This is a genomic window from Maridesulfovibrio ferrireducens (assembly GCF_900101105.1).
GTDB classification, from domain to species: Bacteria; Desulfobacterota; Desulfovibrionia; order Desulfovibrionales; family Desulfovibrionaceae; genus Maridesulfovibrio; species Maridesulfovibrio ferrireducens.
Map to the genome: position 1 here is coordinate 34,243 of NZ_FNGA01000007.1, position 14,739 is coordinate 48,981.

A 14,739-nucleotide genomic window follows, 5' to 3' on the forward strand; every position below is an offset into this window, starting at 1 on the left:
TTATCTGCCTCCGAAAGGTTTTGGCCGAACCCTGTCCAAAAGAGGAGTGAGCAGATTTGCCACCATTATGGCAAAAGGCACACCGTCAGGATAAACACCGTAGACCCGAATAATTATCACCATGGCTCCGGCAATCAGTCCGAAAAGAACTTGCGGAATTTTGCCTACAGGACTGGAGGAAACATCAGGGGCCAGAAAGAAGGCTCCAAACATTACTGATCCGGTTAATAGATGGAATATAGGATTTGCGTAAATTTCAGGATCGATTATCCAGAAAATTCCAGAAGTTACAGCCACTCCGACTAAAAAAGCCGCGGGAATAAAAACCCGCACCCAACCGGTAGTAATGAGGAAAATTCCTCCCGCCAGAACTGCAATTATCTGGGAAGAACCAAGCCCGCCGAGTTGTTGCCCGAGGAAAAGATCCATGTAGTTGAACTGATCAAGACTCTCGAGACCAAAAAATTTAAGCTGATCTAAGGGAGCGTTGATAATGAAATGGGAAAGATTCAGGTCGATATCCATGGCAGCAGGCCATGAAAGACGACAAAACGCCCAGGCAACAAGTGGTGCACAAATGGGGTTGGTACCGAATCCGCCGAAGACCGTGCGGCCCATGACGATAGTCAGAACAGAGCCGCAAACCACTACCCACCATGGTGCAGTTGCCGGAAGCAGAAAGGCAAAAAGAATGCCTTCATATAATGCTGTGAAATTATCTACATTGATGTCGCGGTCCTGCATCTTGAGACAAATAGCTTCAGTGATTACAGCCACTGATCCCGCAAGGCCGACAGTTGAAAGTGCAGACAAGCCGAACATATTGAAAGCCATGATCAGTGCAGGCAGCAGCGCCAGAAGATGATACTGCATCATCTTCGTCAAAGTACGTCTGCTGCGCCAGTGAGGAGCAGGCGAAACCGTGAGCCTGACTGCAATGTTCGACATTGCTTTAATTACTGGTGGAGTCATATTTTAACCTTTAAATCGAAAACTTGTATGTTTTACCGGCTAATCCGGTGACTAATGTCATGCCACTAAGACTATTCAGCCTTACCGCTGACCCTGAGTTGATCCTTGGCAAAACGGATATATTGCAGGATGGGTCGTCTGACCGTACAATTGAAGGAACACAGACCGCATTCAAAACAACTGTCCAGATCATACTTCTTCGCCATTTCGAACTTCTCGTACTCCGCATAACGGCTGATCAGATTCGGGAGAATTCGAGCAGGACAGCTCAAAACGCATTCGCCGCAGTTGATACAGGTTGTATCTTCAACTGACGGAAATTCACCTGCTGAAATAATAAACAATCCGTGATCACCCTTTTTCACGCCTTCATCCAGACTATAGACAGCCTCACCGCGGAAAGGTCCGCCGAGAACAGCCTTGTCACCGGACTTAACAGGTATATCCAGCTCATTAAGCAGATGACGGATTGGTGTTCCCAAAGGCACACGGTAATTATGTCCGCAAATGGTCATTATGGTGTCAGTTACAGGCAGACCGTTTTTGGCGGCCAGACCGAGATTGTAAACGTCCATAATGCTCATAATTTTGGTGTCGTCACAAAACTCGTTTCCTGTGACAGCTTTAATTACGAGAGCATTAAGAGAATTAGGATATTTAGGCTTAACCGAAACAGATTCAGTTCCGGAAAGAGAATAAGAAGTCCCGCGCGCCACCGCCAACATTGTATGTATAGGAGTGATCAAGGATTCAGCCAGACGGAGTCCGGTTTCAAGAATCTCTTTTTCACATTCAAGAAGCAGTTCGGCTACAAAAATACCGGGCTCAGGATTGAGACCGTTTATGACTAAATTGTCACAGTGGGAAGAAAGCGGGGCTATATCAATGCCCAGTTGCTGCAAAGTATGCAGAAGGTCTTTTCCAGGCCCCATAGACTGCACATCAACCGGTTCAACTGAATTTTCACCACAATCACATTTTATGGTCAGGTGATGGTAATTAACCTTTGTTGCCTTGCCGGAAGCGGAAGCATGGTATGCGCCGCCGAATTTTGACGGATGTTCAGCAATTATCTCGCCACGGGCAACGCTCTGCCCTTTCTTTGCTTTCAGAACAAGGTTGCGCACCCGGATATTGATCTCAGAGGGTGCGGTGATATCATTTATTATGTTCAGAACATCTGATTCGAGTGAATAATGAATCTTAAGCATCTAACCTACCTCGCGTGGCATTTGTAGCAGGAATCTTCACCATAAGGCCCACCGTCTGACTCATGGCAACTCATACATTGCCCGTGGAAAGCATCCGCTCTCAAAGGGATATTCTCAGTGTCAGGTTTATCCTCTTCTGCCAAAGGACCTGTGGGAATATCATCATGGCAACGCAGACATGCTTCTTTACTGGGGAAATTCTTTTGGTGCTGCGCTTTGAACTCTTCATCAAACGCAGCAGGATGACAGGACCCGCAAGCTATAGGTAGCTCCTGACCAATGTCGTCATGGTGACAATCTGCACACTCATACCCATACTCTTCAGCATGATTTAAATGAGTAAAGATCACTCTTCCGCCGCTGTTATCCATGACAACGCGAACCGGATTTCCCTGAACAGAGGGAATGAAAAGAAAACCCGCTACAGCCGCAAGGGACAAAACAGCAACAATTAAAGTTAGTGGGATATATCTATTGTTCAACGAACCAATCCTTGATTTAGAATAATTCACGATTAAGACCCAAAGGCCGGAAACTGACAATAAAAAGCAGAGTTATGCTTCGAATGCAGTTTCATCCTCCTCAAACTTTTAAATTATACACAGAGAGCAATACAGATTGGTTAATCAATCAGTTTTTCACTAAAAACTCAATCAAAATAATTAAAAAAATATCACTTAGCCTGAAAAAACGAGACTATTAAAGAACTAACACTTTAACCATGTCCGTCTTTTAATCAAGATTATCTCTTTTTGAGATTGATTACCCATCCAGCACTGTAATTATGCAAAGATTATGCTACATTCATAGAAATTAATTTTTTTGAATCATAAAAACTATATATGTAACTGAAAAAACAAGATAAAATTATATTTTAGTCATGACTAAAGACTCAGAAAAGAAAAAAAGGCTGGATTAAGCAGCGAGATTTCTTTTCTGAAGTTAAGCTCAAATTCCTAAAAACAAGACTATGTGAAGAAGGAGGAAGACAAAAGGCGAGTAATAACAGATGTATGAACCTATTCCGATAAATCAGACATAGGTATTTTTTTTAAGACAAAGAAATATAGAGAGCAATATGCATTATTATCATTCTTACTTACTATAATTTAAAAACTATCAATTATCATCAAAAGATCATTTTTCTTAATAGGTTTTGCTAAAAAACTACTGCACCCGGCATTGAAACAGCGTTGTCTATCTTCTTTAAAAGCATTAGCTGTAAGAGCTACAATAGGTTTTGGATCGAATAAATGCTCTTTTTCGTAATCTCTAATCGCTTTAGTTGCCGCAATACCATCCATAACCGGCATTTGAATATCCATAAACACTATATCAAAATCATCTTTTTTATAGGCATTTAATCCTTCCAGCCCGTTTTCTACCAGAACAACTTCATGCTCAGACTGTTCAAGGTAAAAATCAATAAGCATACGATTACTTTCTGAGTCTTCCACTACAAGAATTCTTTTTTTACCGGCACCAGAATTAACAAAATGAAACTTTTCCTCTTTAAAACAAACTCCTTGATCTATTTCATAGCAGGTCTCAAACGGGGCAACAAAATGAAATGTTGTACCTCTGCCGACTTCTGATTCTACTAAAATTTCACCATCCATCAACTCGGCCAGCCGCTTGGCAATGGCAAGCCCTAATCCTGTTCCGCCATATTTACGTGTAGTAGAGGAATCGGCCTGAGCAAAGCTATCAAAAATAGTCTGTAATTTTTCTTGTGGCACTCCTATTCCCGTATCCGAAATACTAAATCTAAAAAGTCTGCTATTATCTCTTGCTGGAATGGACGAGATATTAATAGAGACAGAACCATGCTCAGTAAATTTTACTGCATTACCCATTATGTTCAGTAAAATCTGCTTCAAGCGGATTTGATCACCTAAAATAAATTTGGGAGAATCCGGTTCCATTGTACAGGAAAATTCAAGCCCTTTACTTTTGGCAGCAATTGCCATGATTGAGTCAACTTCCTTTACTGCATCCGTCAAATCAAAGAATAAAGACTCCAGTTCCATCCGTCCTGTTTCTACTTTTGACAAATCAAGAATCTCATTAATCAGGGACAACAAACTTTTTCCAGCAGATTCAAAAAGGGCTATGTAACGGCTTTGCTCTTCGGTCAATTCTGTTTCAGTAAGCAAATCCGCCACCCCGAGGATGGAATTCATCGGAGTACGTATTTCATGGCTCATATTAGCTAAAAATTCAGACTTAGCTTTATTTGCAGCCTCTGCCTGTTGTTTAGCCAGCTTCAAAGTTTTTTCAGCTCTCTTACGCTCAGTAATATCAGAACCTATACACAATATCTCAATCAGCTCATTATCAGGACCGTATAATGCTTTATTGGACCAATTCACCCAGATACGGCTACCATCCTTAAGCATGTTTTCATTTTCATTGATCATAAAATCTTCGGGCTTATCAAAGAGACTATTAATCATCTTCCGCAGATCACGCCCAGAACTCTCCATTTCAGGAACTATGGTTCCAACGATGCATTCACCTAAAATTTCATCGCGTGAATAGCCAAATAATTTTTCTGCGAATTCATTGAAAAAGGTTACGCGACCAACTTGATCCAGACGCAAAATAATGCTGGCAGCATTTTCTACCAACTCCTCATAAAGTTGCGTGCTCTCTCTGAGTCGTCTTTCAGCAAGTTTACGATCCGCTACTTCTTGTTCTAACTCGTCACGTGAAGCCGTTGTTTCAATAAGCTGTTTGTTCGTGGTTTCCAAACTTATAACGTATTGTTCAATATCTTCTTTGGCTTGAAGAAGTTGTTTCTCGGCCTGTTTGCGAGAAGTAATATCCACAAAACATTCAAGAAGTTGCTCTTTACCATCAATAACGACAGTACTGACTGTTTTTTGAATAGTTAGATTTTTGCCTGTTGCTGTAACAAGAATGCGCTCTGACTTATCCACCTCTTGTCCCAAATCAAGCACAGGACACTGCTCTTTGTCTGCCGCACAAATAAAATCATGACAGACACGACCTATAATCTGTTCACGATCCAGCCCGATCAACCTGCATGCTTCCTCATTGGAGTCCGTTATTATGCGGGTTTGCGGATCAATAAGAATCACTCCGGCCTGAATAGAAGAAAGTATAGTGCTCAGCCGGGCTTCACTTTGTAACAATGATTCTTCAACTTGTTTGCGCTTTGAAAAATCTTCCACAATAGCGATTACTTCTGACGATTCTTTTTCGGGAGTGACGGGATTAAAGACAGCTCTCAGATAGCCTCGCTTGCCTCCCGTAACAGAGGTATAAAAATCTTCATAGCAGGATGGTTCACCGGATAAAGCTTTAGTCAGAGCAACTCCCATTTCTGGAGAACTGTCACGTGCAGTATTAAATCCTAATAACTTTTCTCTGGTTGACCCCATTAGATGGACAAACTGATTATTACAATTAACAATAAGTCCATCTGCATCGAAATGAATCATGCCGAGAGGAGAATGTTCAAAAATAACGCGGAGACGACGCTCATTTGCACCAAGCTCCTGCACAGCCTGTTTGCGCTCGGCGACTTCTCGATGCAGCTCAGCATTAAGTTCGGCATAGCGCTGGTAACTGACACATGAAAGACAGACATTCGCTATCTTCGTATTTAAAGGTAACAAAGACTTTATCAACGAATCTTTAAACGGCTCACCACTTTTAAGCAGGGCCACAAAACCGAATCCCGGCAAATTAAAAAGGTACGCATGGCGATTATCAACAACTTTATGGAGAGGAAGAGATAAACGAACCTCATCTAACTCTTTACGATTCGAACAAACCATAATCATATCAACAAAAGAACTTATAGCTTTATGTGTCTGCCCTAAACTAGGAATAACCGAAACAATTTCATGCCGAAGAGATTCCTGACTATTCTCCTTCTCCATAAAAACAACCCCGGACATACATCCGAGACGACGCAGATAAACAGACATTCCTTCTGAAAGAACCTCTTTCAAATCTAAACTGTTTCCAAATGCCATTGCCAAATCCAAAAGGATCTGCTCCTGAATACGTATGCTCATACGTTCTCCAGCATCGCAACCACAACAGTCTTGTTATGAAAATCCAAGTATTCCTGCCCAATATTAGCAATCTCGCCCAAAGTTAAAGCCCCTACAAGCGGAACACCTTCACTTTGAACAACGGAAAGTTCACGCTTATAATCGTCCTGCAAGAAAAGAAATCTCGAGACACAATCTATACATAAACTCAGAGATGCTGTTCCTTCCAGATTATCAATGGCGACCTGCTTAGCCTGACATGCGGCGTCAATTAAATCGTCTGGATTTCCATGCAAAATCTTGACAAAAGAACCTTCTGGAACTTCTCCAACACAAACGATATTACCCTCTTCATCCAGCACTGCCGGATCACGAACAACAGGTTCTGCAAAAAGTCTGGCAAGCCCGAAAGGATAATTTCTAGATAATCCGCCAAAAGTTGCAATACTCATATGGTATTCTGAATGCTCATTAACCGCCTGCCTGTATACTTCAAAAGCTGGCTGCCAATCCAACGATTTAAGAACATTATGATCTGATTCAGTGACTTTAAAAGGGCCGCAAACCGGACGATAGCCATGTTTTACGCCGATAGAACTGGAAATATCAATTCCTGCGAGAATTGCCGCGTCAACTAACAACCCTTCATTACACATAAGACATGGAGCCTGATTAAAATCCAAAGACCCGGCTCCGCCGCCTATATAAGTTATTTCCAGTCCTAAAACTTCAAACAAAGATTGAACAAACGAGGAAACTCTCTTAGCCATCGCATCCGCAAAAATAAGTAAAGTTGGTGGCATTTTATTCTGGGCAAAAGTTTGCTCTAACTTTTCGTTATAATTGGCTTTGAAATTACTTAATCCTTTCACAATATGCGTACTAAACGGGCATGTCAGCCCTACGACGACTGTTCCTTTATCCATTTTTTCAATATTATGAAAAATAGAAGGGAAAACACCTCCGATCACAGGTAAGGAATATTCAGTTAAAATAGGGTCAAGCTGCTCTGAAGTGAAGCCATTCGCATGGCAGGCAAAAACAATAACACCCGTAATAGTAGGATCTTGTTTCATACTTAAAAGTATGTCCTGAAAATTTTGAACAGTGCCTGATGGATCCACTTTTATTTGCATGTATACTCCACATTAGTAATGTATCTAGTACCATAGCATGACTCTCATGCAAATCAAACTTATTTTGTTCACATTTGCGGATCTAATAATAACTTATACAAAGAATTCTGCATAGATGCTTAATAAAGTTAAAGGCGCGAAAAAAAATTTTCGCGCCTTTAACAGTATAAATTTATCACCCAGAATTTTAGAAAAAAATATAACTAAATCTTAATGTGAATCAACAAAATTTCAGGACGGCTGTTAGTACGCATCGGAGGGCCCCAAAACCCGACACCGCAACTGATGTAATACCAAGTCTTACCCTTTTGAAATGGTCCCCATCCCTTTTCATAGATTTTATCAATTATGAAATTAAACGGAAAAAGCTGACCATTATGAGTATGTCCGGAGATTTGCAAAGCAACCCCGTCCTTCTCAGCTTCTTCAAGTTTGCGAGGTGTATGATCGAGTACAACAATGGGCAAATCATTATTATCCGGAATAATTTCAATTAATGATTTTCTAGTACTATTACGAATGGTTGCCGAAAAATCATTGCGCCCGACAAGTAAGAACTTGCCATCAACAGATTCAGCCTCGTCAGACAGAACAGTAATCCCCTGCTCTTCAAGTATTTTTTCAGCCCACTTGTCACCTAGATAATATTCATGATTCCCAAGAACCGCATATTTTCCCAGAGGTGCTTTCAAACGTGCAAGTTCATTAACAGCACCGCTAAGTTCTGCGTCTCGATCATCAAGAATATCACCAACTAAAAGGATTATATCGGGCGTCATCTGATTAATGGATGTGACAATCTTACCAACCCGCGCGCGGCTCATAAGTTTTCCGGCATGAAGATCTGTTATTGCGGCAATGTCATATTCTGTCCCGGCTGTCGCATTACTACTTCTTAGATCAAATTCAAGCTCACGAATAACAGGAGATGTGGCATTAATATAACCTCCTATAGCCATAAGAGCCGAAAGGAGACATAAGCCTGCGAAAATTTTAACTTTAGGTATTATAAAATCCGGAGCCATAAGCTTCATACCGAACCGGATAGGCTCGATACAAAGTCCCAGCGGAACCATACAGGCAATAATGGCGGCCCATGTATATCCGGTTCCTTGTAGGAAAAGCTTGGTGGCATATGGAATATCAGCTTTAAAAAAAATAGTCAGAGGCAACGAAGCAGTCATAACATCGGTAAGGATGAGAATTCCGCGCTTAGTTTTAGGCTTCTCGCTTAACATACGGCAAATCCACAGCCGTATATAAAAATAGCAGAAGAAATATATTAGTGTAGCTTTAACGTAAAAAGACATAAACTTTAGCACTTACAGCGAGCATTATAAGCTTTAGCAAGTCCGCCGTTTGAAGTTTCACGATAAAGACTAGGTAAATCGTGTCCGGTCTCTTTCATTACTGTGACAACCTCATCAAATGAAATTCTGTGAGTGCCGTCTGAAAGAATAGACATCTGTGCGCGGGCCAATGCACGAGTTGCAGCGCAGGCATTACGTTCGATACAGGGAATCTGCACCAATCCGTCAACGGGATCACAGGTAAGTCCCAAGTGATGTTCAAGCCCCATTTCCGCCGCATATTCTATCTGACGAAGAGTTCCACCCATCAACTGAGTTGCCGCTGCGGAAGCCATGGCACATGCTGAACCGACCTCTCCCTGACACCCTACTTCCGCTCCAGATATTGAAGCATTCGTTTTAATTACATTCCCGAATAATCCAGCAGTTGCCAAAGCGCGGATAAGATCATTTTCTTTTAAATCGTAAAGGTCTTTGAGATATCTGAGGGTCGCGGGAACAATACCGCAGGAGCCGCAGGTCGGAGCAGTTACGATTACACCGCCAGCAGCATTTTCTTCAGAAACTGCAAGCGCATAGGCTGTAGTAAGCCCGGTCAACTGCATATCATGACTAGCCAGATGTGTCCGGCGCAAATATGATTTGGCCTGTCTCCTAAGTCCGATGGAACCGGGAAGTACGCCCTCAGCGTCAAGACCGCGCTCTAAAGATTTTTCCATTGCAATCCATATGTTACGCAAAAAATACCAAATTTCAGAACCTTCGCACTGCTCGACATATTCCCAGTATGTTATCCCTTTATCTTCGCAGTGAGCCATGATTGCTGCAATATACTGCTCCTTATAAACAGGTTCAATGCTGGATGAACATTTACCTTCTTCCCGAATGGCTCCACCGCCGACACTGTATACTTTCCACGAATCAACGACTTCTTTACTTTCATTTAGAGCTTCAAAGAGCATACCGTTAGGATGCTCAACCATCTTTTCTTCCGCCTTCCAGACTATTTCTGTCTTTTCTTCACCAAGCACAGAAATCACTGCCCAATCGGTAAGATGTCCTTTTCCTGTTGCGGCAAGGCTCTCAAAAAGAGTTACGCGAAAAAAAGGAATTGTCGGATGTTTTTCAAGAAAACGCTCAGCAGCCATCCTCGGCCCCATAGTATGACTGGAAGAAGGTCCGACCCCGATGCGATATAGTTCTTTTAATGATTCCATTTTCTATTCCTTATAATATTAAGCAAGGCGTAAACTTCATTATTTCGTATACTATAACAGAATTAATGCATTCATAAATACGCAATAAATTGGGTTAAATTATACATATTAACTCCGAATCCGTTCGTATAATAACGGTAAAATGAATTAGGTCAAAGCTAATTTAAGTAATTAGAAAAAAGGACAACTAAACATTTATTTTTTCTGTGGAAACCAACCGGCTGTTCGCTTACAAACACCAACAAGCATAAGCATTACAGGAACCTCGATTAAAACCCCTACAACAGTGGCGAGAGCGGCACCGGATGAAAGCCCGAAAATCATAACGGCTGTAGCAATTGCGACTTCGAAATGATTCGATGCTCCGATCATCGCAGCAGGAGCGGCATCCTCGTAATTCAACTTCATAAATTTAGCAGCGCCATATCCTAATGCAAAAATAAAAACAGTCTGTAGAAACAACGGTATTGAAATCCAGAGAATAGTTAATGGATTAGCGAGAATTACTTCGCCTTTGAAGCTGAACAGCAGGATCAAAGTCAAAAGCAATGCACTGATAGTTATAGGCGTTAATACGTGCAAAAACTTTTCTTTGAACCAAGTCTCACCCTTCGACTTGATAATCCACTTCCGAGAAAAATATCCGGCAAACAAAGGTAAAGCCACATAAATGGTGACAGATAAAAGAAGTGCCTGCCACGGAACAGGAAGTTGACCTACTCCAAGTAAAAATCCACCAAGTACACCATAAAGAATCAACATCGCCAATGAGTTGATGGCAACCATGACCAGCGTCAGCCCGTCATTACCTCGCGCAAGATAGCCCCAAACCAGCACCATTGCCGTACAAGGTGCTATTCCCAGAAGAATACACCCGGCAAAGTAACTGCGCCAAAGCGGAATTTGCAGCATCTTGATTCCGTCCTGCAAAACAACAGTCCCTGCGCCGTGCATTGAACCGACGGTCAAATCGAGTCCAAACGGCATTTTTACAAGATCGACCGCATCAACTCCGATAAAACTTTTAAAACAGTAACCGAGAAAAAATATCGCAATGGCGTACATGGTAAACGGCTTAATACACCAATTGATAAACAGAGTCAGAAATACAGGCTTACCGCTCTTTCCTGCCTTGATAACACTGGCAAAATCAATTTTTACCATAATTGGATACATCATAAAAAAGAGGCAGATCGCAATCGGAATGGAAACAACCGGAGCACCGTTAACATTGATCGACATGCCATCAAGTGTCTTGGCTAATCCCGGTGCGACTTTGCCTAGAAAAACACCACCGATAATACATAAGCCCACCCAGACCGTCAGGTAGCGCTCAAATATGCTGGTCATTTTCCGATCATTTGCTGAACAGGTTTTCTTAGTCATTTCTAAAGACACCTCCCAAATCCGCTCATGGTTATAATGATAAATTTCACTTCAAACTCTCAGGAAGCGTTTCAACATAAGCTTTAATTTCATCACGCACTTTTCTGTAACAATCGAGTTGTTCTTCTTCTGATGCGCCTTTATCCGCTAATTCCTTAGCCCTCTTTGGAGGATCATCAAAACCGACGTGCGTAACTTTACAATTACCGGGAAAATATGGACAGGTTTCATGCGCATGCCCGCAAACGGTAACAACAACATCAATTGGAACATCCTTGAACTCATCGATATGGCGGGATTTATGTCCCGAAATATCAACTCCAGCTTCCGCCATTACTTTCACAGCATTCAGATTCAGACCATGAATCTCAATTCCGGCAGAATAAGCGTTAATCATGTCACTTTTAATATGGCGCGCCCACCCTTCAGCCATCTGGCTTCTGCATGAATTTCCGGTACAAAGAAAAAGTATATTCAGTTTATTATCCATCTATAAAGAGTTCCTTATTTAGGACAACATTTAGCGGGGTGATAGGCGGACATTTCAAAAAATCTGGAATGGTTGAACTTAAAATTAAATCTACTGAGTTGAAGTTGAAAAATTTAAACCGACAACCCCGACAATAATAAGCATAAGTGATGCTATTTTCATCGCAGACACTCGTTCGCCTAAAAAGCAAATCCCGATAAGAGCAACGGCTGCCGTTCCGATACCGGCCCATACCGCATACGCAATACCTACTTCAATTTTTTTCAATACAACTGAAAGCCCCCAAAAGGAGAGACCGTAAAAAATAAAAACAAAAATAGTCGGAATTATCCTGCTGAAACCATGAGAATATTTCAGACACAAAGTACCACTTACTTCAGCAAAAATTGAAATAAAAAGAATCATCCAGCTATAAAGCATCCTTTCTCCAGTTACATATAATCATCTAAAATAGTTATGTTTATTCAACAAAAGTAGCTTTATCCCTGATTTGGCGAGGAAGCACAATTCTCCATTTTTTAAGTTCAGAGGAACTAAAAAGAAAAAGCCCCTGAGTCGGAATAATCGGCTTAATTCTATTAACGGGTACTCCATTCAAAATATCTAAAACAATTTTACCTGCTGTTGAACCTTGAATCTCTCCACTTAAAACTAATCCGCCGATAGTTTTATTTTTACCAACGTTCATTTCCCAAAAAGCAAAAAGAGGGATCGGTGTGTTTTTATAAGTCCATGCCATAATATCATCACTGGTTACGTACTTCTTACCCTCATAAACAGTCTGAAACAGGCCGAGTATGATAGCGGAATAACCTTTTTCATCAGATCGATTTACAATATCTTTCCAATCATTAAAGGAACCAATAAGCTTGATATCTACCTGAACATCACCAATACGTAAACTTTTACATCCTTCAAATACAGAATCACACAATACTTTGGAGGTTGTTCCTGTGTCTAATAACACTAAAATTTTACCATCTTCGATATGCAATATTTTCTTTAAATATTTAACTGAGCGCTTATACAACGGTCTTTCAAGCACTCCGGTAATATTCTTATTAAGCGGAATGTAACTCCGTGGATTATTATTAATCCCAAGATAAACAACTGGAGTTTCTGTTTCAATAAACTTGCTTCCTAAAAACTTAATAGCATTATCATCAGCTAAAACAACAACATCCGGCATCAAAGTGGTATAAGCCTCCCAAGCAAGCGCGGCTCTCTCTTCATACTGCTCAACTTTTATTCTCTTAGTGTCCATTCTGAAATAATAAATATCAGCAACATCTTTCAAAATTGACTCAAGTCCCCTTTCATAATTGATATCCCACTGATACTCAGCATGATAACTTTCAATAACTAAAACTTTAGGTTTAGCATGAGCGCTGGTTGAGCATATTAAGAATATAAATGCCACTAAAAGAATTAAGCCCTTATTAAACATAAATCACCACCTGCCATAAAAGAATCAGTTTATGACCCATACTGTGCAATCAATTGCAGACTGAACAACTTTTGTTGAAACAGAACCGAATAAAAATTCCTGAGCCTTACTGACTCCTCTCCTTCCGACCACAAGGGTGTCATATTGACCTTCTTCTCTGATTCTTAAAATATCCATCCCTATACTTCGTCCTGTAGTACAAATATCTGTTTCATGAAAAGGAGATTGACAACTTGCAAAGTATTCAACGAAAGCTATTTCAGACGAAATTCCAGCACTTAGAATAATTTTTTTGGCTTCTGCAAGCTTCTGATTAATCTCTTTTTCATTTTCTTCGCATTGTTTAACCCATGAATTTTCATCCGGGAAAATATCTTTATCAGGCAATCGTTCAACATAAAGTATTGTAACTGCGCTGACAGGACAGTTTTTTACAATATCAACTACGTACTCTACAGCCTTAAAAGAGTTTTCGGAACCATCAAAAGCAACAAGTATCTTATTAAGTTTCACAGTTTAACCCTCCTACGAAATTTGTACAGGTAACCGAAAGCTATAAGCCACGAATTTCTTTCAAACACCTTCGCATATCAAACAGCAGTTCATCTACCGACTCATAATACACTGTACTCGAAGATGAAAAATGCATCAAAATATTATTCAAAGATTCCGGAATATAACTATATATTTTACGAACATTAACAACTCTGTTTCCTATAACGACAGAATAGTCTCCGCTGTTAAGCGTTTCGAGAATTGAGTGTTCAATTTTTAAATCTAGCAGAGTTTGCATCGTAAAATTAGCTTTACCTACAAGATAGATAAGAATGCTTCCAAGTCCGAAAACATCAAGGCCGAAAGGATTTTCATACAATTCAAAAGCGTAATCAAAATCAATCCACCTGTAATCCCCGGTTCCACTTTCAACCCACAGATGATCACGCCGCACATCCCCGTGCTTTTCATCATGGTCATGCAAAAATTTAATAGCCTCACATGATCCGATATACTTCTCCAAAATATCAGGGAAATATTCATAAAAATATGTCTTATGATCGACAGAAATATTATAAACAACAATGTCGAGACGTTTACCGCGAATTATATCTAATACCCTGACATTGTTACCAACTTCATCATTATTTGAGCATCCCTGCATAAAACGCATATCACCCTTAACAAGCTCAAGAATTCTGGCTTCCTTGCGTGGGCTTCTATAACATTCAATTTTAAACGGCCCTATATTCATGGGGAATTTTTCATAAAAAGCTAATTTCAATATTTGCGGCTGCCCAGACTCTAAATGCTTTCCACGCTTCACCCAATACTTGGGATCTACCAGTCCAAATCTTCTTTCTGCTTCATTTTTAAGCACCAGAAAGTGCTGATTACCAAGTTTGATAACATCACTATGATCAATATTCATAAATTCAGTTGTATCAGTATAAATTTTGCCGAAACGTGTACTTTTATAATCCGGCAAATATTTGCGCAACAGGTCGCGAACTTCGCTACTCATAGCAACTCCCGATGTCGTGTATT

General features: G+C 40.6%; 13 protein-coding genes. All 13 read right to left on the bottom strand.

Annotated elements, in window-relative coordinates:
- Entirely contained in the window at window positions 1-972 is a 972-nt protein-coding gene (locus tag BLT41_RS16700; protein ID WP_092163237.1) for an RnfABCDGE type electron transport complex subunit D, read from the bottom strand.
- A gap of 71 nt (window positions 973-1,043) precedes the next feature.
- Window positions 1,044-2,183, bottom strand: a complete 1,140-nt coding sequence (locus tag BLT41_RS16705; protein ID WP_092163238.1) for a 4Fe-4S dicluster domain-containing protein — start codon at window positions 2,181-2,183, stop codon at window positions 1,044-1,046.
- A 5-nt stretch (window positions 2,184-2,188) separates the two neighbouring features.
- Window positions 2,189-2,665, bottom strand: coding sequence for a cytochrome c3 family protein (locus BLT41_RS16710; RefSeq protein WP_092163239.1), 477 nt, complete (start codon window positions 2,663-2,665; stop codon window positions 2,189-2,191).
- Between the two features lie 627 nt (window positions 2,666-3,292).
- Complete coding sequence (locus BLT41_RS16715) at window positions 3,293-6,232, bottom strand: PAS domain-containing hybrid sensor histidine kinase/response regulator (RefSeq protein WP_092163246.1); 2,940 nt, start codon at window positions 6,230-6,232, stop codon at window positions 3,293-3,295.
- Entirely contained in the window at window positions 6,229-7,347 is a 1,119-nt protein-coding gene (locus BLT41_RS16720; protein ID WP_092163247.1) for an FIST signal transduction protein, read from the bottom strand. The genes BLT41_RS16715 and BLT41_RS16720 overlap by 4 nt, the downstream gene beginning before the upstream one ends.
- A 203-nt stretch (window positions 7,348-7,550) precedes the next feature.
- Window positions 7,551-8,585: a metallophosphoesterase gene (locus BLT41_RS16725; RefSeq protein WP_244512319.1), complete on the bottom strand. Its 1,035-nt coding sequence runs from the start codon at window positions 8,583-8,585 to the stop codon at window positions 7,551-7,553.
- 77 nt (window positions 8,586-8,662) lie between these two features.
- On the bottom strand, window positions 8,663-9,874 hold the full coding sequence (locus BLT41_RS16730) for an L-serine ammonia-lyase (protein WP_092163249.1): 1,212 nt from the start codon (window positions 9,872-9,874) through the stop codon (window positions 8,663-8,665).
- 195 nt (window positions 9,875-10,069) lie between these two features.
- Complete coding sequence (gene arsB / locus BLT41_RS16735; protein WP_092163250.1) at window positions 10,070-11,260, bottom strand: ACR3 family arsenite efflux transporter; 1,191 nt, start codon at window positions 11,258-11,260, stop codon at window positions 10,070-10,072.
- A gap of 46 nt (window positions 11,261-11,306) precedes the next feature.
- Window positions 11,307-11,750 carry an arsenate reductase ArsC gene (locus BLT41_RS16740; RefSeq protein ID WP_092163251.1) on the bottom strand — a complete coding sequence of 148 codons (444 nt, stop codon included), beginning with the start codon at window positions 11,748-11,750 and terminating at the stop codon, window positions 11,307-11,309.
- A 90-nt stretch (window positions 11,751-11,840) separates the two neighbouring features.
- Window positions 11,841-12,170, bottom strand: coding sequence for a DMT family transporter (locus BLT41_RS16745; RefSeq protein ID WP_092163253.1), 330 nt, complete (start codon window positions 12,168-12,170; stop codon window positions 11,841-11,843).
- Between the two features lie 40 nt (window positions 12,171-12,210).
- Complete coding sequence (locus BLT41_RS16750; RefSeq protein ID WP_092163256.1) at window positions 12,211-13,197, bottom strand: ABC transporter substrate-binding protein; 987 nt, start codon at window positions 13,195-13,197, stop codon at window positions 12,211-12,213.
- Window positions 13,198-13,221: 24 nt separating this feature from the next.
- Entirely contained in the window at window positions 13,222-13,710 is a 489-nt protein-coding gene (locus tag BLT41_RS16755; RefSeq protein WP_092163261.1) for a universal stress protein, read from the bottom strand.
- A gap of 40 nt (window positions 13,711-13,750) precedes the next feature.
- Window positions 13,751-14,716, bottom strand: a complete 966-nt coding sequence (locus BLT41_RS16760) for a serine/threonine protein kinase (protein ID WP_092163262.1) — start codon at window positions 14,714-14,716, stop codon at window positions 13,751-13,753.
- Window positions 14,717-14,739 lie beyond the last annotated feature (23 nt).